The 23059-nt window shown below is 42.0% G+C and carries 19 protein-coding genes, 1 tRNA gene and 1 pseudogene; 9 read left to right on the top strand and 12 right to left on the bottom strand.

Annotated features, from left to right (window positions below; genetic code table 11):
- The first annotated feature begins 540 nt into the window (after window positions 1-540).
- Window positions 541-1566 carry a response regulator gene (locus QUD05_RS15665; RefSeq protein ID WP_289799981.1) on the top strand — a complete coding sequence of 342 codons (1026 nt, stop codon included), beginning with the start codon at window positions 541-543 and terminating at the stop codon, window positions 1564-1566.
- A 38-nt stretch (window positions 1567-1604) separates the two neighbouring features.
- Here QUD05_RS15665 and QUD05_RS15660 read toward each other — a convergent pair.
- Window positions 1605-2811 (bottom strand): annotated as a pseudogene (locus QUD05_RS15660) (histidine kinase).
- A gap of 606 nt (window positions 2812-3417) precedes the next feature.
- Here QUD05_RS15660 and QUD05_RS15655 point away from each other — a divergent pair.
- From QUD05_RS15655 to QUD05_RS15640, 4 genes are all read left to right on the top strand, one after another.
- Entirely contained in the window at window positions 3418-3609 is a 192-nt protein-coding gene (locus QUD05_RS15655) for a hypothetical protein (protein WP_289796868.1), read from the top strand.
- Window positions 3610-4383: 774 nt separating this feature from the next.
- A complete protein-coding gene (locus tag QUD05_RS15650; RefSeq protein ID WP_289796867.1) occupies window positions 4384-5778 on the top strand; it encodes an S-layer homology domain-containing protein in 1395 nt (464 codons plus the stop codon).
- Between the two features lie 317 nt (window positions 5779-6095).
- Window positions 6096-7124 carry an SGNH/GDSL hydrolase family protein gene (locus QUD05_RS15645; protein ID WP_289796866.1) on the top strand — a complete coding sequence of 343 codons (1029 nt, stop codon included), beginning with the start codon at window positions 6096-6098 and terminating at the stop codon, window positions 7122-7124.
- 53 nt (window positions 7125-7177) lie between these two features.
- Window positions 7178-7390, top strand: a complete 213-nt coding sequence (locus QUD05_RS15640; RefSeq protein ID WP_289800147.1) for a hypothetical protein — start codon at window positions 7178-7180, stop codon at window positions 7388-7390.
- A 164-nt stretch (window positions 7391-7554) separates the two neighbouring features.
- Here QUD05_RS15640 and QUD05_RS15635 read toward each other — a convergent pair whose 3' ends face one another.
- The 5 genes from QUD05_RS15635 to QUD05_RS15615 all read right to left on the bottom strand — a co-directional run bounded on the left by QUD05_RS15635 (window position 7555) and on the right by QUD05_RS15615 (window position 13700).
- Complete coding sequence (locus QUD05_RS15635; RefSeq protein ID WP_289796865.1) at window positions 7555-8961, bottom strand: hypothetical protein; 1407 nt, start codon at window positions 8959-8961, stop codon at window positions 7555-7557.
- A gap of 173 nt (window positions 8962-9134) precedes the next feature.
- Window positions 9135-9464 carry a hypothetical protein gene (locus QUD05_RS15630; protein WP_289796864.1) on the bottom strand — a complete coding sequence of 110 codons (330 nt, stop codon included), beginning with the start codon at window positions 9462-9464 and terminating at the stop codon, window positions 9135-9137.
- Between the two features lie 10 nt (window positions 9465-9474).
- On the bottom strand, window positions 9475-12912 hold the full coding sequence (locus tag QUD05_RS15625) for a CHAT domain-containing protein (protein ID WP_289796863.1): 3438 nt from the start codon (window positions 12910-12912) through the stop codon (window positions 9475-9477).
- 268 nt (window positions 12913-13180) lie between these two features.
- A complete protein-coding gene (locus QUD05_RS15620; protein WP_196512378.1) occupies window positions 13181-13402 on the bottom strand; it encodes a BrnA antitoxin family protein in 222 nt (73 codons plus the stop codon).
- Window positions 13403-13421: 19 nt separating this feature from the next.
- Entirely contained in the window at window positions 13422-13700 is a 279-nt protein-coding gene (locus QUD05_RS15615; RefSeq protein ID WP_289796862.1) for a BrnT family toxin, read from the bottom strand.
- Between the two features lie 126 nt (window positions 13701-13826).
- Here QUD05_RS15615 and QUD05_RS15610 point away from each other — a divergent pair, with 126 nt between their 5' ends.
- Together QUD05_RS15610 and QUD05_RS15605 are read left to right on the top strand one after the other, a co-directional pair.
- Window positions 13827-14114, top strand: a complete 288-nt coding sequence (locus QUD05_RS15610) for a hypothetical protein (protein WP_289796861.1) — start codon at window positions 13827-13829, stop codon at window positions 14112-14114.
- Between the two features lie 128 nt (window positions 14115-14242).
- Complete coding sequence (locus QUD05_RS15605; RefSeq protein ID WP_289796860.1) at window positions 14243-14680, top strand: hypothetical protein; 438 nt, start codon at window positions 14243-14245, stop codon at window positions 14678-14680.
- A gap of 279 nt (window positions 14681-14959) precedes the next feature.
- On the opposite strand, the gene QUD05_RS15600 is transcribed toward QUD05_RS15605, so the two are convergent.
- Window positions 14960-15033 (bottom strand) — tRNA-Thr (locus tag QUD05_RS15600).
- A gap of 33 nt (window positions 15034-15066) precedes the next feature.
- Between QUD05_RS15600 and QUD05_RS15595 the strand changes: the two genes are divergently transcribed.
- Window positions 15067-15360 (top strand): DUF3493 domain-containing protein, encoded by a 294-nt coding sequence (locus QUD05_RS15595; protein ID WP_289796858.1) that lies wholly within the window; start codon window positions 15067-15069, stop codon window positions 15358-15360.
- Between the two features lie 352 nt (window positions 15361-15712).
- On the opposite strand, the gene QUD05_RS15590 is transcribed toward QUD05_RS15595, so the two are convergent.
- Window positions 15713-17407: a DUF1565 domain-containing protein gene (locus QUD05_RS15590; protein WP_289796857.1), complete on the bottom strand. Its 1695-nt coding sequence runs from the start codon at window positions 17405-17407 to the stop codon at window positions 15713-15715.
- 342 nt (window positions 17408-17749) lie between these two features.
- Here QUD05_RS15590 and QUD05_RS15585 point away from each other — a divergent pair, with 342 nt between their 5' ends.
- Window positions 17750-18013: an alpha/beta hydrolase gene (locus QUD05_RS15585; protein WP_322637580.1), complete on the top strand. Its 264-nt coding sequence runs from the start codon at window positions 17750-17752 to the stop codon at window positions 18011-18013.
- On the opposite strand, the gene QUD05_RS15580 is transcribed toward QUD05_RS15585, so the two are convergent.
- The 4 genes from QUD05_RS15580 to QUD05_RS15565 form a co-directional block, all read right to left on the bottom strand.
- A complete protein-coding gene (locus tag QUD05_RS15580; protein ID WP_289796856.1) occupies window positions 18010-18207 on the bottom strand; it encodes a hypothetical protein in 198 nt (65 codons plus the stop codon). The two genes, QUD05_RS15585 and QUD05_RS15580, sit on opposite strands and share 4 nt — an antisense overlap.
- A gap of 184 nt (window positions 18208-18391) precedes the next feature.
- Window positions 18392-19012 (bottom strand): low-complexity tail membrane protein, encoded by a 621-nt coding sequence (locus QUD05_RS15575; RefSeq protein ID WP_289796855.1) that lies wholly within the window; start codon window positions 19010-19012, stop codon window positions 18392-18394.
- Between the two features lie 103 nt (window positions 19013-19115).
- A complete protein-coding gene (infB, locus tag QUD05_RS15570) occupies window positions 19116-22280 on the bottom strand; it encodes a translation initiation factor IF-2 (RefSeq protein WP_289796854.1) in 3165 nt (1054 codons plus the stop codon).
- Between the two features lie 481 nt (window positions 22281-22761).
- Complete coding sequence (locus tag QUD05_RS15565) at window positions 22762-23031, bottom strand: YlxR family protein (RefSeq protein WP_289796853.1); 270 nt, start codon at window positions 23029-23031, stop codon at window positions 22762-22764.
- Window positions 23032-23059 lie beyond the last annotated feature (28 nt).

Genomic DNA, 23059 nt, shown 5'->3' with positions numbered 1-23059 from the left:
TGGTTATGAAGTCACTTGAAAATAAAGTTTTTCACTAAGTTTTATCTCAATCTTATGTAATTATACTAAACCTCAGCAAGCCTTGTCGGATAGACTAAATAAATTTCAGTCAGGTGATATTAGTATTTAGTATTAACTATCTTCTGAGGGTACTTTGGCAATTGCCTTGCTCTGGATCGCTAGGTTTGTCAACTAACTACACAACTAAAGAATTAAGGTGTGTATTTGTAATTCTCAAAAAAATCGTAATTTGACTTTAACAATAGGGAAATATAAAAGTAACATTTCCTCCCATAACCATCGCTGAACAAAAAGGTAGCAATTGCCTTCGTGTTCCAATTACAGATTGTCTATGCAACTTATTTATCTACCGCTTGCTTGGCCCAACAACATTGGGCAGTCCATTGTCAAAAAACAGTTGATTGTGAAGCCAGACACGCCTTTCCCGCAAATCCTGGCATTGATGAAAATAGCGATCGCCCCCATACGATTGAGTTGCACAGCCTTTTTCAGGATAGTTCTGCAAGTGGAAGGCAACTCATGTCAGGCATAAGCCCATTTACTGTTTCTAAGCAACCACCACTGATTCTAGTGGCTGATGATGACAAGACCATCCGGGTATTGTTGCGTAAAGCAATGGAACAAGAAGGTTATCGAGTAGTCGAGGTCAATGATGGTAAGCAATGTTTAGATGCTTACGAGACTATCAAACCGGATATAGTTTTGCTAGATGCTGTAATGCCTGTGATGGATGGCTTTACCTGCTGTAAGAACTTGCTCCAGATTGCTAGGAATAATTTAATCTCAGCCCTTGCCACCTTTGATACTGACTCGACTCTTAATAATACAGTCATCTCCAAGATATGGGAGCGCACTCCCATCTTGATGATTACATGCTTGGACGATGAGGAATCTGTAAATCGTGCTTTTGAAGCAGGAGCAACTGATTATGTTACCAAGCCAATTCACTGGCCTGTATTGCGCCAACGGTTACGCCGACTACTACAGCAAGCACAAGTATACAAACAGTTAGAGGCGGCAAACGAAGCTTTGCATCACCTTGCCAATGTAGATGGCTTAACTGAGTTGGCTAATCGTCGCCGCTTTGACGATTATCTCAATACTCAATGGATTAATCTCGCACAAGAGGGATTTCCGTTGTCAATGATTTTGTGTGATATCGACTTTTTTAAATTTTATAATGATAAATATGGCCATCCGGCAGGGGATGTATGTTTACAAAAGGTGGGTGCTGTCTTAAGCCTTAAGGCACAAAAACATCAGGATTTAGTAGCGCGTTATGGTGGCGAAGAATTTGCTGTGATTATGCCATACACTCCTGCATCTGGTGCACTTCACGTTGCCGCCGCGATCCAAGCTGGAATCAAAGATTTGCAAATTGTTCATGACGGTTCTGCGGTGAGTCAGCACGTCACTCTCAGTATGGGCGTGGCAACTGTTGTCCCGACATGGGAATCTTCTCCTTCAGAGTTGATCGTGCTGGCAGATAAAGCACTCTACCAAGCAAAGGCCGGGGGACGCGATCGCTTTATCTCAAGTTCTTAATTGTCATTAGTCATTGGTCATTTGTCAATACCCATTACTTAAGAAGGATAAACTGGCAGTGTGAAGTGAAACCATGCTCCGTTATTGGGGGCAGAATCCACCCAAATTTGGCCATAATGTGCCAGGACGATGCGTTGGCATAGACAAAGACCAATGCCGTAACCTTCTGTACCTTCATCCCGTTGCAGGCGGAAGTGGTTTTCAAAGATGCGATCGCGATTCTCTACAGGAATACCAGGTCCAGTATCGCCAATACTAAACTGAACTTTTTGGGTAGTGCGGTGCAATCCGGCGATGCTAATCTTGCCACCTGCTGGAGTGTATTTGATGGCATTATCCAACAGATTCACTAGCACTTGCCGGATGCGTTCTGGATCGGCATATACATAAGGTAAATCGTTGGGAATATCTGTTTCGACCTCTTGGGATTTGGCGGTATAGCGATCGCACAACTCTTCTAGTACATCTAAGCACAGTTTACCTAGCTGCACTTTTTGTGGTAAAATTGGAAACTCAGTATCTTTGCCACGACCTACCTGCAAAAGGTCGGCAATCATCCGATCGATGATCTTAGTTTGATTACGGGCTTGTTTTAATAGATGCGCTGTCAAAGATGGTTTGAGGCGCTGAAATTGCCCTGTCTCTAAATTGTAGTTAGATTGGAGAGTTTCAATGGCGATCGCGGCGGCAGTTAGGGGATTGCGGAGATCGTGTGCCAGCATCCCAATCACCCGATCTTTAAACTGTAGCTGCTCTTGGAGGTTATCTTTTTCTTGTTTTAAGCGAAAAATTTCGTCTGAGAGTCGGATGAGTTCGGCAGAAACAGCAACTGAACGGATAGTGGATTTGGGTGATGTCACTCTAGCAGTATCGTCTATCCGTTCTTGTAAGTCTTCCTGTAATTTCAAATAGGCGTCTACAGCGGCTTGCCAGCGAGGCCACCAGTTTTTCAATTGCGCTATGATATTACTCCCAGCTAAAACCTGTCGTGGTTCCGGGTGAATTTTGATTAAAGCTGGCGTTGCTACCAATTTAAAGTGTTCTGCTAAGTAAGGTTGTTGTCCAACATCAATAGTTTGAAGTTCAAAGCTATACTCAGCCTGCAATTCTTTTAAGTAAGCACGTATTCGCTGCACCTGTTGACGGGACTTGGGGCGTCCATCGACAAACAGTAACAGTCTGGAGTGGAGCCTCAGAATAAATAGGCTGATCCTGGGAAACTTGCATGTAATCGTGTTTCAGCACTGGTAACAACCCGGTGACGCTTTACAGAAAGTAAAAAGGACTGACGGTTGTCGATGGTCGTTGTTTTTTCTTCTTAATATCTATTTTAGATTTTCATATTCCTATCCGATCTGCGTTTTTGACATCAGACATATCTTATTCAGCCTTTTGCTCCCTTTTGGTTAACTTCATCTCCAAGAAACACCCAAGCCCCTTGAATATAAGTCTTAATTTGCCCTGAATCAAAAATTTTCACCAGAGCCAGGAGGTGAAAGGTTTAATGGTATGTCAAATCGGCTAGTGCAGCACCATGTCAATTTGAGTATTCGCTTTAAGCAAGCGATCGCCCAAGAAAACACAGATGCTAATTGTATCTAATCTATCAGGAAGCTGTTAACTGTTCAGACCAAGTTTGTAGAGGTTTTTTTTTCAACCGCCAGTGCATTTGATGAAGTGTCTTTTTTGCCTCAAGCCAATCATTAACTAGGATTGGGAAAAACAGCCATAGCTAGCTATGTACTACTTCTATAACTTGCGAAGCGCACCTTCCAGCTTTCCTAAAAGAACCACAGTCCTATCCCAGAATAACAGGGGATGGTTTGATTGAGGGAAAGTTTTGGATAGGCGATGCCTACGGCGGCAAACTACGCACTTTTAGACGAAGCACTCATTGCCTTCGAGGCTGTCAAAAAACCCTTGATTACAGCACAAGTAGCACTTTCTCCAGATAATAAATTTAGAAATACTAGGGAAAATGCTGCGACTCTTGACTGCTTTACCTATTTACCCCAGTTGCCAAGAAGAACGAACTTACGCTAATTTTCTGGAATTGTTTAACACTGCCATTTTCCAGAGATTGCCTTACTCACCTTACCATCGTCAGATGAATAATTTCCAGAATCGATTGTCAGCCAGTGTTAGTTAACTCGATCTATTCCCCTCTTTGGGTGAGGCTAAGGGGGGCTTTATTCCTAGTCTATCACTTCAGTTGCTTGGCGTAGGCTTTGCCCGCCATAGGCATCGCATTACAACTAGTGCATCTGGAAGTAGATTCAAGCTTTTGCTAGCTAAACTGTGTTTTGACCAGTTATCAATCAGTTATCTGCTCTACAACTTGGATGTTTAGATAACTCTCTAAAAGATTGGTTCACAATCTAGTATCGATCGGTTTGTAGTCGGTGGCTCTACGGTTTCATCTAAATACTAAAGTCCTGACTACGAACTCTCAAATTATAAAACTCCTATCTAGCAAGCATTTCAGATTTATTTATGTTTTTTTCTCAAAGATGTTAGTTTTTCATAATTCTAGGGAACTCTATAAATAAGCATAGGAATTATCAAAACCTAATGGCTGTAAAACGAAGACAATACGGTAGCTTTTGCTACCGTTTACTCATTTTTAGAGATATCATCACTCAAATAGACATTTAGGAAGAAGACGTAGTAAGTCGGTAGTGTCTTTTAGTGATACGGAGAGTCAGAGGAGAGCAGGGAAATAAAGGAGAATAACCGTGTTCCATGCCCCATGACCCATTCCCATTTAATGGACAGTCTGCGCTAGGGTAGAAATTGAAACTCAATTTGTGATTTCCTGTGCTTCCCTGTAAACGTCCAGCTGTATTTCTAATTTGGGCTGTTATACTCACTTCGTTAACAGCCTGTGCTAATAGTCCAGTCGCCAAAAACCTTGAGGAATCTTTGGCGGCAGATCCGAAACTGCAAAGCAATCCAGTTGTCTTTGGAGAATCTCAGAATAACCAACCGCAAGCACAGCAAAACGAATCAACTGTTCAGTTACCCGCTGATTTTCCTAAAGATATCCCTTTATATTCCAATGCCAAGCTACAGGAAGTTACACCTGCTAGCGGCTCAGAAAACAAAATCTCAACTCGTTGGTTAAGTTCTGACCCCAGTAATTTTATTGCTAGCTTTTATCGCAGCCAGTTTCAAACAAATAACTGGCAGATTTTACAACAGCCGACAGATGATACAGGAGGAGCTTTTGAGGCACGTCGCAACGATTTGCTGTTGAAGGTTTCCATTCAGCCCAAATCAGTTACTAACGCCACACCTAATCAACCCCAAACGGCCACTGAATTACTGATTGATTACGTACCGAATAGCACTGTAACAGCACAACCTACTTCAACTACAAATCCTAACGAAACTGCTAACGCCGTTCCTCAACCGGGAAATTCACAGTTCATTGGCCCAATACCACCCGCAAACTTGGCAGCACAGCCACCAAGCACAACTAATAACCAAACAATCCCTACAGCCACTCCTAAATCTCAGGTATTTAACGATCTGAATAAGGCACCACAAGAATGGCGGCAACATATCCAAGACTTAGCTGCATTAGGTGTTTTATCTATAGAAGCAAAGACAACTAAGAGCAACTCCACTACTACAACTAATCAGTTTGAACCCAGTAAAACCGTTACACATCGGGAATATGCTCGTTGGCTAATCGCTGCTAACAATGCTGTGTATACCAACAATCCAGCTAAACAGATTCGCTTGGCATCAGAAAGTACTCAACCAGCTTTTAGTGATGTGTCAGCAAAAGATCCTGATTTCCCAGCAATTCAGGGATTAGCCGAAGCTGGATTAATTCCCAGTCCTTTATCTGGAGATTCTACAGTAGTTTTATTTCGTCCTGATGCACCTCTAACGCGAGAACAATTGCTGCTGTGGAAATTACCCCTAGATAGTCGCCAAGCTTTACCCTCTGCTAACTTAGATGCGGTTAAACAAACTTGGGGTTTCCAAGACGCAGCGCGAATTGACCCAAGGGCTTTAAGAGCAGTATTGGCTGATTACCAGAATGGCGAACAATCCAATATTCGGCGGGTGTTTGGTTATACGACTCTGTTTCAACCCAAAAAACCAGTAACTCGTGCTGAGGCTGCTACGGCTTTGTGGTATTTCGGTAGTCAGGGTGAGGGTGTTTCGGCTACTGAGGCTTTGAAATTAAAGCAAAGTTAAAGCTATGTCTACGACGGTCTACGTAATTTAGTTGCGGTTAGTCTAGCATCAGCATAAAAGTAGGCAATTCCGTCCTTTAGGATATAAATTTTGCTATTTCTTTGTAATACACCTATTTTTCATCAAGAAAATGTAAATCTCAGTGTTTTAAGCGTTTTTACCTGTGTTTCATAAATTTTTGAGGCATAGTTAAGTGAAACAACGTAAATTACCTCAATAGACGTACTTAGTTTTGAAGTATCTCAAAAGAGTAAGTTGTGAGACTATCGCCCTTTCATTGCTTTTAACAAGTTAAAAAGACCACAGGTAAAACAAATATGAAAAAACAAGCTGTAGCAGCGGGATTTGTTCTATTTTCTTTCATGTTGCCGACCACAGCTTCAGCTGTGAGTTTTGATCGGCTTTATGTATTTGGCGATAGTCTTTCTGATACAGGCAATATATATAATGCTACTGGGAAAACATTCCCTCTAAGCCCACCTTACTTTGAAGGACGTTTTTCCAATGGGCCTATCTGGGTAGATTATCTCGGAGATCGGCTAGGTTTAAAGCCTACTTTATTAACTACTATTCCTTCCACACCTCCTACCCAAGGGATAAACTTCGCTTTCGGTGGGGCTAGCTCTGGTTCAGGTAACGCTGTCGTTCCTAATCCAAATTTACCGGGAGTACTCCAACAAGTCCTTGGTTTTGCTGGAACTTTGCAAGCAAATAATCAAACTGCTGACCCAAATGCACTTTATACATTGTGGGGAGGTGGGAATGATTTCCTTTTTCTTAACCCCGCAGACTCTACCACGCCAATTAGTAATATATCCCTGGCGTTGAATACTCTGGTAGGAGTCGGCGCGAAAAATATTTTAGTGTTTAACTCGTCAGATTTAGGAAAGATCCCAGCAGCTACAATTGACGATCGCAATCCTGCAACCCTTAGCAAATCTACTAATGAGTTTAACTTGGGTTTAGCAAAAACTGTGAGCGCTTTGAGTCAAAACCCAAATCTCAACATTATCTCTATTGATACTTTTTCTTTATTTAATCAGGCCAGTGCATTAGATTTTACTAATGTAACCGAGTCTTGTCTATCTAGGCTAGATATATGTAACCCAGTTAACAACAAGTTTCTATTCTGGGACGATTTCCACCCAACGACTGCTGCTCATAAGTTAGTAGCGGACGCTGCACTGGCGGCGATTGAGGCTAAGTCTGTTCCTGAACCTTCGATAAACTTGGGGATTTTAGCCCTTAGTGCTTTTGGTGCGGTAGGGGTGTTGAAGCGTCAACAAAAAAGGTCAGCAGTCCGGGTTATAGATGGACAATTTTCTCATATAACAGTTAAAAACTAAACTAATTGATGTGAGATTGCGATCGCTTATTTCAAATTATTGAAGAATTAGTTATGCACCATTCTCCTAGTGGTGCAGAAACCGAGATTAACCAGTTGTTAATGCAACGATTTGCCGCACTGGGTGTAGAAGTCTGGGGCGTAGCTTGCCGCCGTAGGCATCGCGCTGATAACATTATTGCCAAGATTCCAGGGAAAAATCCAGACCGAGCGATCGCTAATTGTATCGATTTATTAAAAGCTTTCTGCGAAACTGAGTTTGAGTGATAATTCGAGGCTTTGATTTGAAGGAGCGATCGCATATTAACCCAAAATAGCGTGAATTTTTCTGGTTGTAGAAAATGTCCGTAGGCCTAGCCCGTCGTAGACATCGCACAGCAAGATTATTCCTACTATTGATGTGACGTGAGTCAGATAATTTGCTCTAATGCCTACTTCTGTTTATTTCTCTTTGGTTTCGGTTGAGTAAACCACCACGCTAATATCCCAAAGATCGCCGTAGCTAAAACACTCCAAAGTAAAGATGACACCAAAGGGTGAACTGGGTACTTGAAATTTATCTGTGGTGCAAAGGGTTTATCTATGTGTTGGGTGACAATACCAGAAACTATTGCACCGCCACCAAGGGCTATACCTAGTACTTGGATGGTGCGTTCTAAAGAGCGATCGCGTTTGGCTTGTTCTAACTCTACTATGCCGCGAATTGTACCAATCATCTGGTCAAAGAGGTTTTGACCGGGGGTAAGATAAGCTAAGTTTGTGTTAACTTGTTCGACAAAGGTATCTTCAGCTAGTTCTAGGAAGTTGGAAAAAAATTCTAAATTATCTGAGTCAATGCCTATTTTATTTAGCTTGTCAAGATATAAACGATAGTTTTTACTATTAGTTTGAATTGTAGTTTTGTGCAGTTCTAAATCTCTTAAATAATCAACATAATTAAAAGAAATTTCTGGTATTTCCTGTAGCCATTGATTTAAATTACCAAATTTTGAATCTATAGAGTTATTTTTTTGCTCTTGAAATTCTTGTTTATACTTTTCCAGCTTATAATAAGCCGTTCTAGCTTGTTCGTAACACCATATAGCTTCAGAACGAGCATAAATAATTTTACTGCGACAAAGAAGAAGGTCAATTAAAGGATAATAATATTCTCCCTTGTTTTCTAATTCTGTAGTTTGGTAATGAGTATTTAACCAAATTAATAAATGACACTGTGTTTCAGGAAAATCAGCATCATTGTTATATTCAAATATCGGACTACCTAATAATTGCCCTTGATGCTGACGATAAATCTTTAGTTCTTGGCAAGTTTCTTCTGATAATAATGCTTTGACACAAGCATCAGCGAATGCTTGTTCATCATCTATTTTTCCTACAGGTTGAGCAAGAAATACTAGGGTTTGTCCTAGAGAAGCTTTGATATTTTTAGACAGTAAGCAATCATCTGGATTTAGCCGTCTTAAATCAGCAAGTTTTACTTCTGGATCAGGATAACGTAAAGTTAAATCAAGGGCGTAGGTATCGTGAATTTCTAGGGGATTAGCTTCACCGCTTAAGTGTAGATTTTGTTGATGTTGGATGGCGGTAAATTTTAAGAAACGTTCGGGAAGTATTTCTCCAGTGATGCTAGTTTTTTTATTATTTGCTTTTTCAATCAGTTCAGGTAAAGTTTCTAGTTTAGGAATACCAAGTTGTTTACCAAGCTGCTGGCATTTTAACCATAAATCATTGGCATTTTTTACAGGGGTTTTAGGTTTTTGCGATAAGCTATGCTTTAGATGAAAGGCATAAAGAGTTAGTTTGGGATAAGCTATTTTTCCTGTTGAAAAATAATCCATTTTAAAATAAAGATAAATGTCGTGGTGTTCAGATACTTTACCCCACCCTAACCCTCCCCTTGCAAAGGGGAGGGAACCGGATTTTCTTATTTCCCCCCTTTATAAGGGGGGACTAAGGGGGATAATAATTTGATAAAAATTACAACATATCACTTTTCAAACAACCTCTTAGCCTAAGTCGGTTTTTTTGTCTCCTTAGCAGATGACGAACTTTGTTGAATCTCATTAAGTATATTCTTTTTATCAAGTTCGTATTTGGGAATATTTGTATTTGCTTGCTTATCGCCTGGCGCTCTTGTTCCTATTTCCTCAAATTCTGCTAAAGCTTTCTCTACTTCAGGATGTTCTGAAAGCCAATATGAGATAGCATCGGATAAAGATTTAATGTCATCAGTTTGGTTATTAATCAATTTTATTAGTGTAATTCTATCCTCTGAAAATAGAGAAGATTGAGTCTTCAGCAGATGGATAAAAATATTAACAGTTATTTCATAATCAGACATTATTATTCTCCTATTTGCCAACAGCAGTAAATGCAGCCCAATGAAAAGGAGAGTTAAATGGTTGCTCTCCAGTCATATTATTAATTTGACGACGTATCTTTCCTTTCTTAGTGTTATCTAACGCCAATTTTTTTACCCATTCCTGCAATTCTTCTTTAGTCGCATCCCGCAACCAACGCTGCGCTTGATTCATAGCAAGTGGTATTGACATATCTGTAGCATTTTTTAAAATTTGAATGAACTTAATCATTAAAAAGGATGTTGATAAATCGTTTACCGTCCATAAACTACTTACAACACTGCTACTACCTGCGTAGAGAAAGCCACTAGGTAAGCCGATATATTCATCACTGGTATTATTGAAGTCAATTAAACCTGTTTCGCAGGCTGAGAGAACCACGAGACGAGTTTGACTAAAGTCGAAGGTTCGTTCAAATAAATTACCTAATGTTAAACATTTACTTAAATCTATAGCTTTGGTATCGGAAACTTTGAGATATCTTTCTGGATTAGCATCATCAGGAATAGGGGAAACGTAGGCATTTGCTAACAATAAAAAAGAATTTTGGGGAGAGTTGAAATTGAAATAACCGTGACAAGAAAAGTGAAGATAATTTGCTTTTTTTAATTGTGTTGCTTCTTTGGATAAGTCATCTTTTGTGGCTTGATTTTTGGATAATACTTGATGGGAGGGAAAGTAAGATAATATGCTTTCTACTTCCAAATTGGTGTAACTCAGGTTTTCTGTAGGATTTTGAATTGCAAATAGAGATTGAAAATCAGGACGTTTGCGCTGTTGTACCTGTTGCAGTAGTTGACAACTGGGTGCATAACTCACACCACCAGCAAATAAATCCAAAAGACAAGACGAATTTTCCGAATTTTGATTTACTGGAATTGCATGAAGGGGGAATAAGTGTAGGAATTGATGGGGAATTAGGATGAGTTTATCGCAGTGCTTTGGTATCTGGGTTAATATTTCATCAATGTGCAGAATCGAAGCTAATTGTTTAAGTTTTTCCTCTAAGTTATTTAGCCATTGGTCTTTTTGATTGTAGTAATTCTGCAAATATTGATTTACCCAATTTTCCAAAGCTTCTCGGTCTTCTGGTTGGGATGGGCAAACAGTTACCTCTCCTTGTTTTGTGACAATAAACACCAGAATTTTATCGTTGAGAATATACCACTCGATAATGGCTGTATCCTCATCCAAAGAACCTTGGAATGAGTCGAATTTGAAACTATAACCAACGAGTAAGTATTTGTTTTGCAATTCATTACGCTGGTTTCGCAACTGTTGGAGATGTTGTGCAAGGACTTTGGGATTTTCAGCTTTGCCATTTTGGATTTGATCTTGTCCTGTGGCTATTTCATATCTGTATTTTTCTAGTTGAGTCACAACATCTGGGGGGAAGATGTTTTTAGAGTCACGTTCCAGGATTTGTTCAACTAAATTACGAGTTTTACTACGTTCAACATATTCAATTGCTTCTGTGATGTTACTTAATTCCAGGCAAACTTCTACCATGCTGCTATAAAGCTTGTTCCATTCTTCTGCGTGTTTACGTTTTGTCTCATCACCAGAAAGAATTTCACTCCGCAAAGATTCAATTGTTTCTATTGCAGATTCAAAGATGGTGTAAGCTTTTTTGATATTTTCTGCCTTCTCTCCCACAATTCTATCCTTGTAGGCAGCACCGAGAATATTTTGCGTCATTGCCCAATCAATAGGAAAAGCTTCGCGAGTGAAGACAGTTAAAGCAGCAGTATAAGCAGTGATGGAATTTTCGATATTTTCTGCTTTCTCTCCTACAATTCTATTACTGTAGGTAAGACCGAGATTATTTTGCGTACCTGCCCAATCAACGGGAAAAGCTTCGCGGGTTCTGACAGTTAAAGCAGCAGTAAAAGCTGCGATCGCTTTCTCGACATTTTCTGCTTTCTCTGCCACGACTCTATCACGGTAGACAATACCGAGATTATTTTGCGCTTTAGCCCAATCTTCGGGAAAAGCTTCGCGGGTTCTGACAGTTAAAGCAGCAGTAAAAGCTGCGATCGCTTTCTCGACATTTTCTGCATTCTCTCCCACAATTCTATTAAGGTAGGCAACACCGAGATTAATTTGCGTCATCGCCCAATCAGTAGGAAAAGCTTCGCTGGTTCTGACAGTTAAAGCAGCAGTAAAAGCAGCAATGGAATTTTCGATATTTTCTGCTTTCTCTCCCATGATCCTATAAAGGTAGGAATTTCCAAGATTATTTTGGGTTGCAGCCCAATCAGTAGGAAAAGCTTTGCTGGTTCTGACAGTTAAAGCAGCAGTAAAAGCAGCAATGGAATTTTCGATATTTTTTGCCTTCTCTCCCCAGATTCTATCCCTGTAGGCAATACCGAGATTATTTTGGGTTGCAGCCCAATCAGTAGGAAAAGCTTTGCTGGTTCTGACAGTTAAAGCAGTAGTAAAAGCAGCAATGGAATTTTCGATATTTTCTACCTTCTCTCCCCAGATTCTATTACCGTAGGCAATACCGAGATTATTTTGGGTTGCAGCCCAATAACTAGGAAAAGCTTCGTGGGTGTAGACAGTCAAAGCGTCAGTAAAAACAGCGATTGCTTTTTCGATATTTTCTGCTTTCTCTCCCATGATCCTATAAAGGTAGGCATTACCGAGATTATTTTGCGTCATTGCCCATTGTTGGGGAAAAGCTTCGTGGGTGTAGACAGTCAAAGCGTCATTAAAAGCAGCGATTGCTTTTTCGATATTTTCTGCTTTCTCTCCCATGATCCTATAAAGGTAGGCATTACCGAGATTATTTTGTGTTCTAGCCCAATCAATAGGAAAAGCTTCGCGGGTTCTAACAGTCAAAGTAGTAGTATAACCAGTGATGGCAATTTCCATGTTGCTGGCTTTGCTACCCAAGGGGAATTCCTGAATTAGATTGCTAAATGTGGCAATAACTTGTGCTACGTATTCTGCCTCATCTGCTTTCGCTTCCCCAAGTCTATTTATCCCCCAACGGTGCAATATTTCTGCTAACACCTCATCGAGTTTGTCTGTATTCTTTGCCAGCAAGGAGTAAACTACCTGGGAATTACCCCTACTGTCTGCGGTTACTTGTATTACCTGCATCAAGAATTGGTAATATGTCTGTATCTGCTCCTCGTTGAGAGATTGCAAATCTACTTGATTATCTAGATTCAACGTTTCCCCTAGTTGCATTGCCAAACCTTGTAACCAATTCGCTGTCGTCTCATCCCCTTGCTGTGAAAACATCTGTGCTACTGCTTCTATTGTCTGCAAGAAGCCAATATCTACTAATTCTTGGTTTGCTGCCAAAATTTTTTGGACTTCATCGTTAGTACGGCAATTCAACAGACGTTGAATGAGGTTGAAATAGGCTTGCTGACGCTGTTCGTTCATGAGTAATGGTGTGAGATGCAACTTTATCATGAGATAAATTCGACACCAACACGCTAAATTCCAGAAAAGTGTAGAATTTCATCACAAATGATGTGTTTCTGACAATGAAACAACCTCGTGGATGAGTATTTTTTACTTGTGAACAGACAATATACTGATTTTGCGATCGCTTGATTTCCAAAAGATGCGATCGCGTTTTGCTAAGAAGCTTTTGAGGAAACATTAAGCAACACCCACCCAATATAAATTGTCATCTAATCGAGGGGGAAGTTCCGGTGTAATATTGAATTTTAAATTGTTACACTGCTCTGTGTTCGTCGCAGTTTTTGATGTAACGACGTAAAACAGAGTTGATTAAGGTTTTATATTCTCCGCTTTGAGCTTGAAACCACTCTAGTATATCTGGCTCAATCTGTACCAATTGCTGTGCTTGAGGTGCGGGAACTCGGAGAGTAGCTTTCTGAAAAAAATCTTCTGTCAATGGTGGAATATCAGAGTAGTCAATTTCTTCATCGTTCATTGACTCCAATGCTGTCCAGTTAGTACGAGAGGTATTTCTCAAGTTTTTGTCGCTCATACCGATTTGCCCTTCGTGCTGAAATGATCAGAATCACATTATTTTTGCGTTCTGTCCAAACTACAACGGCTACACCGTTGCCGAGGAAACCTATACCGAACCAACGGTTTTCTCCGTAATCAAAACGATCATCTAACTCAATTAGCATTGGACTTTCAAACATCTCAGGAACATCGGCAAAATCAATCTCATGTTTGCGAAGATTCTCTAAATTTTCCGCCTCATCCCACTCAAACTGCATGAAAATTTAGACACGCTAATTGAACCATCTCTATTATCCTGCATAATATCCCAATACGCTCGGTGTTAGAGATAACCTGATTTTTGTGTAGGTTGGGTTGAGCGATAACGTAGGCGCAATGATTTTGTGATGCCTGCGGTAGTCTACGCCAACGCATTTATAGATTTGGCGATCGCATTTGCTATTTCGGAGTACGCAATTGCTATTTCGGAGTACGCAATTGCTATTTCGGAGTACGCAATTGCTATTTCGGAGTACGCAATTGCTATTTCGGGGTATGCAATTGCCATTTCGGAGTATGCAATTGCTATTTCGGAGTATGCATTTGCTATTTCGGAGTATGCATTTATTGATTTTGCGATTACTGTTGCTGATTTTACTTATTCTCAAACAACAAATCGATATGAAAAATGAGTAAAAACACAGGCAAACTCGTAATTATTTTGTTGAACTTTTAATGAGAGAAATCCACAAAACTACCCATCTCAGGCAAAAGCATACTCCACTATGTTGAAAAAGGAATTATTAAAAAAGGATGTGTTATGTCTTTAAAAACTCGCGGTTCTGCTGCTATTGAAAAAGCCCAACTTCGTCTCGCCTTGCTTAAATCTATTGATGAAAATCTGGATTTAGGACATGGGTTAACCATTGAAGCTTACAACCACCTAATCAATACTACCCGTGCGATGGTAGAAGCTAATAATACGCTGGTTTCCAATCTGGAAGAATCGCGTAAAACAGTAACCCAGATGGATAAAGCTCTCTCCGAAATGTCTGAACGAATGCTAAGTGGAGTTGCAACTGTCTACGGCAAAAACAGTATGGAGTATTCCAAGGCTGGCGGCTCTAATCGAAAACGAAGTAGACAATCTAGTTCAAAAGTTACTCCACTTGTAGCGGTTCTTACTACTCAACCTACTCAAGCTGCAATTGCGAATGCCTCAACTAACGGTAATGGCACAACTCCTCTGCTGCAATAATCCACACCTACTTAAACAAGAAACCAGATCCCCGACTTTTTAGAAAAGTCGGGGATCTTTTTGTCGCCAACATTTTTTTATGTCAAGGATGCGATCGCTCCCGAATTAGTAGTAAATACTTGAATTCCTCGCACTGTCACATAATCACCATCATCAGTAATAATCTAGGTTTGATGACAATAATTTGTCACAACGACATCAATGTGCCACCGATCATAGATAATTAGTCACTGTACATGATTTGTGTCAAACTTGACTATTGAGCAATACTTTCATTAAAGCCGATGATGGGATTTGAACCCACGGCCTGCTGATTACGAATCAAGCTTGCTCTACCACTGAGCCACATCGGCGTACACAATCTAAGAGTATAACATGATTTCATCATGGTAGATCAAAATCCTAAAAATCGCCTTAATTCTGAACAGTATGCCAGCCTCAAAGCAGAAATAGCCGCTCCTTATCGGGGCTTACGACAATTTTTCTACATTGCTTTCGGTGCTTCTGGTTCACTAGGTGCATTCGTCTTTTTCTTCCAAGTGCTTGCCGGACGAAATGTTGAGAGTGCTTTGCCAAGTTTAGCTCTCCAAGTAGGAATAGTTGCCTTAATGGTTTTCCTTTGGCGCTGGGAACAGCGTCGGCAACAACGCCCCCAATCAGGTAAAAATCCTAATTCCTGAAGGGAGAAATTTTAGCTAGTTAATTTTTGACTACTTTCTTTTGATATATCTTTATATTCTTCAAATTTATTAATGCTTTTATGAAGATTAAAATATCAAGAAAGAAAAAATAAAAAAATTATTAGGAAATCTTAAAAAGCAAAAATTTCTGAGAAAATAGAAATCATTGAAACGGGGTCAGCCAATATAAAGACCCTGACCATAAACCCAATCACATTTAAATGGGGTTAGCTATATTTAAAGACCCCAATTTTTATGTTTAAAAACCCTAGAATAAAAAAACTCAACATTAATTGGAAGCGCCAGACTAACAAATTATCAGTCTGGCGCTTCCAATTTGCTAACTAGGTATTTACTGAACTGTTACCAAATAGGATGAAGGAATTGGTTGGGCACGTCCAGCATTAACAAGTGCCTGGTAGACAAAGGCAGCAACCTCAGCTCTGGTTGCCTGACGATTAGGATTGAGTTGCTTCACTGTGGGATAGTTGATTACTAGTTGCCGTGCAGTTGCAGCAGCAACAGGAGCGATCGCATAATTAGGAATCTGGGCTGCATCGGTGTAAAAAGAAAGGATATTTTGATTACTTGCAGTTAAGCCCAAGCCATTAGCTAAAGCGACTAACGCTTGCACTCTGGGAATTTGCTGCTGTGGCTTAAAAGTGCCATCGGGATAACCAGAAACAAATTGACTCTGGTAAGCAGATTGAATGGCAGCGTAAGCCCAGAAATTGCTTGCTACATCCTTAAACTGAATGGCTGGGCGTTTGGCTGCTGGCGTTAAAGCTTTAGTAACAATAGTGGCGAATTGAGCGCGGGTTACAGGTTCATTTGGTTTAAAGCTACCATCAGGAAAGCCCGCAATAATATTTTGGGAGGCTAAAGCTTCGATGTAGGTTTTTGCCCAGTAATTTGCTGGCACATCTTTAAAGGCAACAGGCCCTCCAGGGGGTACATCAACACTGGCGGCAACAAAATCTACTGAGCCAAAAATCTTTTTCTGATCGATATCGTTGCCAACAGCGACAATCTTACCTGTTTTGGTGGCGTTGTTCACATCATAACGAGTGTTGTTGCGAATAAGATTGCCACCAGGATTTTCGTTAGTGCCAAGGTCGGGTAAAGCACTAACAGTTGCTACAACTCCATCCCGCTTATTATTTTGAATGACATTCTTACGCAATACGGGCTTCGCTGACTCTGAGATAAAAAGACCGTCTTGGTTTTCGATAATTTGGTTTTCTACAATTAGAGGTGTGGAAGTGCCACCGATCGCAAGACCAAAACCAGTATCCTGAAATAAGTTACTCCGAATTTCTCCTTGGGCAGTCTTAGCAATTGAAATCCCATTGCCTTTGTTTTGCACAAAGAGATTGCCTTCGACTTTGGGATTGCCTGTACCTGTGACAAAAACACCCTCTCTGGCACTGTTAGTAAAAGTACTGTTTTGGATAATCGGATTGGTTGACTCCACCCACACACCCGTACCCCGGCTATTTGTGTTGGTGACGGTGACACCAGTAATCGTGGTATCTTGTCCGGCAAGGATTGTAATGTTCTGTTGGGCAAAGGTGCGACTAGTGTAGAAGCCTCCACCTGTAATCAATATTGCCTGACCTTTTGTAGCTTCATCACCCCGCAGTGTCACCCCTGGCTTAAGTAAAAGCGGGAAGGTTTCACCACTTTCTTGGTTATAGTTACCAGGTGCTAATTGAATAACAGCACCTGCTTGGGCTTGACTGAGAGCGAAACTTATGCTTTTGTAGGGTGCAGCTGAGGTTGCACCAGCACCAGCCCTATCTGCACCAGTTGCTGGATTAACGTAAATTGCTGCGGCAGTTGCTGGAGCTTGCGCTGTGCGAGTTGGGGCGATACTTTCTGGGTAAGTTGCACCAGCATTAACCTGACCAGGTAGTAGTAGTGAACCACTAGATACAACGAGCATTGCCGTGAGTCCGGCTCCTACGCGCAAAGTATATCTGAGATGACTGCTAGAAAGAAGGCGAAAATTTTTCGCTAGAGAAATGTGATAACCCCGATATTTCATTTTTTGAGTCTGTGATGTGCTTAATTACGGTATGTCGAACAAGGTTAAAGGTAGCAGCTTTGTAGCTGCTGTAAAACCCATGCAAACTATACTGGATGATTAGCACTGATTCAGCTAAATTCCTTAGATAGATCACAGAACTTATACATTGCTTATATTTAGGACTTACGCACAGTCATGGGAAATCAAACCACAGAGGACGCAGAGTAATAAGATTTAAAGAGGTTTTTTGCGTAAGTCCTAATATTGTGTTAGTTAGAAAATTTTCGTATGGCCACTATGGGGATGAGGCGATTCGCCAGTATTTAACAAAGCCAGTAAAGTTAAACACTATATTTTTACATAGAGTGTCTAAATAGCCAGATTGGTAATATTATTTTTGATCAAATTAGTCCAGTTATTTATACACCGTCTCGGAGAGCAGATCGGCAGGCTTTACGAGCCGCTTTGGTACTTTCTGCTAGTCAAGACAGGCAAGTCTCGCTGATTGAAATTATTAAGAATTATCCTACCAATGAAGTGGAAGTTGATGGCAATCGCTTGGAGAGTGTATACCGTCAACTCCGCCGCTTACAAACAAACCTACAAGATTTATTAGGTGTTTAGTAAGCTAAAGTTTCTAAAGTTTCTCGTAAATACCGTTGTACCTGCTGTTCCAAGCGAATTCCATGCAATTGAGCATCGCGTTCTATTTGCCAACGTTGAAAACCTGAACTAGTGGAGATCGCACATTTGAGACTATACCAAATTTCAGTATCGGCAGAAAATTGGCGATCGCTAGAAGCTGGAATTTGAGCCATAGTTCCTTAATTCCTTTATTTTAAACTTCAACGGTAACTGGACGTTAGGCATTGGGCATTGGTTATTTATTCTTCTCTGCTCCTTTGGTCACTGAGCGCAGCCTCTCGTAGAGAAGTGCTGCCCCCTGCCTCCACTGCTCTTCTCTCTAGCCCTTGAAAGTTAAATAATATACTTTATGGGCTACTACGAATCTGTATTTATCCTAAACAAGGATTGCAATAATCGGGGCACGATTTGATTAACCCGGACTCCTAAAATGGTGAAATCTTGCTTAATCTTTTCTAAAGATAATGGCTCGATGCCAGCGAATTCTGTCTCATTAATCACCAAAACTCGCATTACACTCACAGGGATTTGTAAAAATAGATTGCTGCCCAAAAAGGCTAATCCCGCAAGCACTAGTGCAAGGCTACGCCATTGTGGGAGAAATTTAGCTGAATTTGCTACTAATGGGGCAATTTGGTAAAGATTCCACAGTACCCAAACTGATAATACTGCTGCAACTAATGCCAGGATACGATTTAACTTTGTATTAATTAAACAGAGAATTTTTCGCTGCCGTTCAGTCAGATTTTCTGGCTTTAGGGCTATTCCTAAAAGAGCAAATATATAAAAGGGGCGACGCAACTGCATCCATAGCAGGGGTAGAACACCAATAGAGGCAACTAAGACTAGCTCCACCCAGACTGGCAAAAACGGTTCGCCTACAGACAGGAACAATAAGCAGAGTACTAAAAAAACAGGCAACGTCGCCAACCCAGCGACGTGAATCCACAAAATAGGTTCAGAGCGAAATGAATGCATAATAAAAAGTTATGAGTTAAGAGTTAGGAGTTAAGAATTAGCAGCCTTTAACTCCTAACTCCTAATTTATTACTCCTAACGTCTAACCATTTTACCCTTAACACTATCTCGTTAAGGTGAGAGTGCGGCGTTTCGTAACCATCTGATAGGATTCGATGATGTCACCTTCAACCCAATCATTGAATTTATCCATACCGACACCGCATTCATAGCTAGCGTTGACCTCACGGGCATCTTCTTTCATCCGTTTTAGGGAGTCAAGGACACCTTCAAAGATCACCTTACCACCGCGTCGCACTCTGACTTTGCAGTTGCGAACTAGCTTGCCAGATTGAACGTAGCAACCAGCAACCGCACCACGACCGACTGGGAAGACGGCACGGACTTCGGTTTGACCCAAAGGTTCTTCCACTAACTCTGGTTCCAAAAGACCTTCCAAGGCATCTTGGATATCTTCTAGGAGTTTGTAGATGACGTTATATTCCCGGACATCGACACCCGCTTCATCGGCGGCTTGTCTAGCACCACTGGCAAAGGTGGTATTGAAGCCGATAATTACAGCGTTACTGGCAGCTGCTAAGTCGATATCTGTCTCGGTGATTTCCCCAGCCGTAGCCAACAGCATCCGAATTTGGACTTCGTTTTGCGGGATTTGCTTGAGCGCTCCCACAATGGCTTCCACCGAACCTTGTACGTCTCCTTTCAAGATCAAGTTGAGTTCTTTCAACTCGCCTTCTTGTGCTTGAGCCGACAGGGTTGTGAGGGTAACACGTCCCTGTAAGAGGCGGGATAGGCGTTGTCTATCTGCGCGATCGCTAGCGAGTGCTCTGGCTTCTTTTTCGTTCTGGAAGACCTCGAACTCGTCACCGACTGCTGGCACATCACTTAAACCCAACACCTCGACAGCAAAGGAAGGAGAAGCAATATCGACTCTCTTACTTCTGTCATCCACCATCGCTCGGACTTTACCAAAGGCCGAGCCAGCTACCAAAATATCTCCCACATGCAGAGTGCCATTCTGAATTAGTAGGGTAGCAACTGCTCCCTTGGCTTTATCCAGATGTGCTTCAATGACAGTTCCTTTGGCGGTACGATCTGGGTTGGCAGATAGTTCTGCAACCTCTGCTACCAACAGAATCATCTCTAAGAGCGTATCCAGATTTTCACCTCTAATGGCGCTCACGGGAACCATGATTGTCTCACCGCCCCAGTCTTCTGATGTCAGACCATACTGGGTCAGTTCTTGTTTAACCCGCTCTGGCTGTGCCCCTTCTTTGTCAATTTTGTTGATTGCCACAACAATTGGCACTCCCGCAGCTTGGGCGTGACTAATGGCTTCAATGGTTTGAGGACGGACACCATCATCAGCAGCCACTACTAACACCGCAATGTCTGTTACCCGCGCTCCTCGTGCCCGCATAGCTGTAAAGGCTTCGTGACCAGGAGTATCCAGGAAGACTATCTGCTGAGGTTTGCCCTCATGCTCCAAATCTACATGGTATGCACCAATGTGTTGAGTGATACCGCCAGCTTCGCCAGCAGCCACTTTGGTTTTGCGGATTGAGTCGAGCAGAGTTGTTTTACCGTGGTCTACGTGACCCATAATTGTCACGACTGGCGGACGGCGGTGGAGATATTCTAGGTCTTCTGCACCGACCATTTCCGTGATTTTGCGAGCTTCTGCTTCTCGTTCGACGGTTTCGACTTCTATTTCTAGTTCTTTTCCTACCAGGGTAATTGTGGGAATATCTAGATTTTGAGTGATACTCACCGCCATACCTTTAAGGAACAGGATTTTGACAATCTCTGTATCGGCAACGCCTAATACGTCAGACAGTTCTTGCACAGTCAACGGCCCTGTGATCGTCACTTTTTCGGGGCGATCGCGCTTTGTCTCAGCTTCTTGGCGACGGTTTTGGTGATGGTCGCGACCCGAAGACTTGGAACCAGACCTAGAACCAGATTTTCTCCCTCTTGCAGTTGGGGCGCTAGCAAGGGTTGCACCTGGCATCTGTACAGGTCGAGTCGCTTTCGGTTTCGGAGGACGAGCGATGGAAAGGCTGACTTGGACTGTGGCTGGTGAATCTATATCGTCATCATCCAGCAAATCTTCTTCAAACTCATCATCAAGGATGGGTTTGATCCGCTTGCCTTTGACGCCAGCTTTCGCCTTCTCTTTAACTTCGTCAATGATTTCCTCTTCTACCCACTTTTTGCCGCCTTTGGTCGGGCGAGGCGGACTTGGGCGTTTCAAATCGAGGAGATCCGGTGTGACTGGTTCATCACCCAATCCTTGAGATTTGCCCGCTATGCCTGACATCTGTCTGGGTGGAGTAGCGATCGGCATTGCGGCTGCTACTGCTTCACCTGGACGTGCAGGTCTGGGTCTTTGTCCCTCTCCTAGTTGTGATGGTGCAGATGGTCTATTGCCTCTCTGCTCTGGTCTGCTGGGTGCAGGGGTAGGACGACTTATCCTTTGTGGCGCACCTGGTGCGGACTGGTCGGTTGGCAGTTTAGCGACTCTTGGCTTAATTTGTTCGCGATCGCCTTCCGCGGGACGTAGCCGTTGGTCGCGTTTGAGGATCGGTTTATCTGCCTGAGATACTGGCTGTTCATCTGCCACCACCTGTGCTTCTTCCGCGCTCGGTCTGGCTGGAGGAGCAACTAGTTGCGGTTTGATTGGTTTTTCCGATTTCGGTCTCGGTGAAACTGTTTTTTCCGGTTTTGGGGATGCTATTTTTTCCGGCGCCGGATTTGGATTAGGCGTTTGTTCCAAGTCAGCGATCGGAGGTTGCTCTTGAGTCTCAGATTGAGTCCGGGGCACAGGTCGAGTTGGTGCTGCCGGTTTCAGGGGTGAGACTGGTGTAGCGAAAGGCCGTGGAGGAGAGGGAGGATTAGCTTCAGACAAGGCAGCTTGGGTATTGTTAGCAAGTGACGCCTCTGGGGCGTTGGGAGTAGTATTTCTCAATATTTTGGGTTTGCGTATTTCCAAAATTTGCTGTTTGTGGGGTGCAGCAGGTCGGTTACGTCCGCCGTTGGGTGGTGAATTTGGCTTATGGCTGGTTGTACCTAGTTCCTTTTTGGCAGACACACTCGTAGTTGCAAGCTTTTCTGCTGCCGCCCGGATGTTTTCTGCCTCGGATTCGGAAATCGTGCTGCTATGGCTTTTGACCGCAATATCGAGCTGGTCGCAAATTGCTAGTAGCTCTTTGTTATCCAAATTCAATTCCTTTGATAATTCATAAATTCTAACTTTGCCGTTGGTCATCCACTCTTCCCCTTTAATTTACAGTTTTAGCGGATGGTTGCCTGGTTTGCGACATCTCCATCCTTGGATTACTGTTTTTAGACTGCCGTTCAGTTTTTGCTTAGGTGCCTCCAATCAGGAAAGAGAGATGTTTCGGTTTAATAATGGCATCCCCACCAGGAATGATGGTTGAGGGATACCCATAAAAATTTCTTAAATAAAAGATTTTTATAGGAACCCTTGACGCCGAACTGCGCCTGAGCGCTACCAGGTTGCCATTTTGTAGTTTCTTGTTTTGTTGATTCTGAGTCTTCCACAACACAATCGATTACATCTTGTTCTGGGAATGTTGCCTCGCCCCTCGCTATTGGAGAGCCGAATGCGTTTTACACCCATTTACTATTTTGGCACTAACCTTAACGATCAACAGAGGGTGTGATGAAAGCGCGACTTCGGCTTTCGACACAATTTCTCTAATGATTACGTCACAAAGTTGTTCCAACTAAATTTGGTTTTGGGTATTACTGGGGGCTAGACGTTGCGACAAGCTTTGGTACAGTGCTTCTGGCACTGATGCATGTAGCGATCGCCCTAGTCGATTTTTTTTTTGAGCCGCTTGTAAGCAACTCGTTTCTGGACAAATATAGGCAGAACGCCCCATGCCCTGATCCAATTGTACCTTTCCATCGGGAAAGACGCGGACAATCCGCCAAAACTCATCTTTTGAGCCTACTTTACGGCAACTAATACAGCGCCGATAATTTGGTTTCATCGGTTCTTTGCGATCTCAGTCCAGGATT

This window comes from Nostoc sp. GT001 (assembly GCF_030382115.1).
Lineage (GTDB): Bacteria > Cyanobacteriota > Cyanobacteriia > Cyanobacteriales > Nostocaceae > Nostoc.
Note: the sequence above shows the minus strand (reverse complement) of the source record. Positions and strands in the feature narration are given on the sequence as shown.

What these genes read in the sequence shown, in the direction of transcription:
- QUD05_RS15590 (WP_289796857.1), bottom strand. Translation starts at nt 17,407, where the DNA reads ATGAAATATCGGGGTTATCACATTTCTCTAGCGAAAAATTTTCGCCTT.
- QUD05_RS15635 (WP_289796865.1), bottom strand. Translation starts at nt 8,961, where the DNA reads ATGGATTATTTTTCAACAGGAAAAATAGCTTATCCCAAACTAACTCTT.
- QUD05_RS15665 (WP_289799981.1), top strand. Translation starts at nt 541, where the DNA reads ATGTCAGGCATAAGCCCATTTACTGTTTCTAAGCAACCACCACTGATT.
- QUD05_RS15630 (WP_289796864.1), bottom strand. Translation starts at nt 9,464, where the DNA reads ATGTCTGATTATGAAATAACTGTTAATATTTTTATCCATCTGCTGAAG.
- QUD05_RS15580 (WP_289796856.1), bottom strand. Translation starts at nt 18,207, where the DNA reads ATGGCTCAAATTCCAGCTTCTAGCGATCGCCAATTTTCTGCCGATACT.
- QUD05_RS15655 (WP_289796868.1), top strand. Translation starts at nt 3,418, where the DNA reads ATGCCTACGGCGGCAAACTACGCACTTTTAGACGAAGCACTCATTGCC.
- QUD05_RS15565 (WP_289796853.1), bottom strand. Translation starts at nt 23,031, where the DNA reads ATGAAACCAAATTATCGGCGCTGTATTAGTTGCCGTAAAGTAGGCTCA.
- QUD05_RS15645 (WP_289796866.1), top strand. Translation starts at nt 6,096, where the DNA reads ATGAAAAAACAAGCTGTAGCAGCGGGATTTGTTCTATTTTCTTTCATG.
- infB (WP_289796854.1), bottom strand. Translation starts at nt 22,280, where the DNA reads ATGACCAACGGCAAAGTTAGAATTTATGAATTATCAAAGGAATTGAAT.
- QUD05_RS15605 (WP_289796860.1), top strand. Translation starts at nt 14,243, where the DNA reads ATGTCTTTAAAAACTCGCGGTTCTGCTGCTATTGAAAAAGCCCAACTT.
- QUD05_RS15620 (WP_196512378.1), bottom strand. Translation starts at nt 13,402, where the DNA reads ATGAACGATGAAGAAATTGACTACTCTGATATTCCACCATTGACAGAA.
- QUD05_RS15615 (WP_289796862.1), bottom strand. Translation starts at nt 13,700, where the DNA reads ATGCAGTTTGAGTGGGATGAGGCGGAAAATTTAGAGAATCTTCGCAAA.
- QUD05_RS15595 (WP_289796858.1), top strand. Translation starts at nt 15,067, where the DNA reads ATGGTAGATCAAAATCCTAAAAATCGCCTTAATTCTGAACAGTATGCC.
- QUD05_RS15625 (WP_289796863.1), bottom strand. Translation starts at nt 12,912, where the DNA reads ATGATAAAGTTGCATCTCACACCATTACTCATGAACGAACAGCGTCAG.
- QUD05_RS15640 (WP_289800147.1), top strand. Translation starts at nt 7,178, where the DNA reads ATGCACCATTCTCCTAGTGGTGCAGAAACCGAGATTAACCAGTTGTTA.
- QUD05_RS15575 (WP_289796855.1), bottom strand. Translation starts at nt 19,012, where the DNA reads ATGCATTCATTTCGCTCTGAACCTATTTTGTGGATTCACGTCGCTGGG.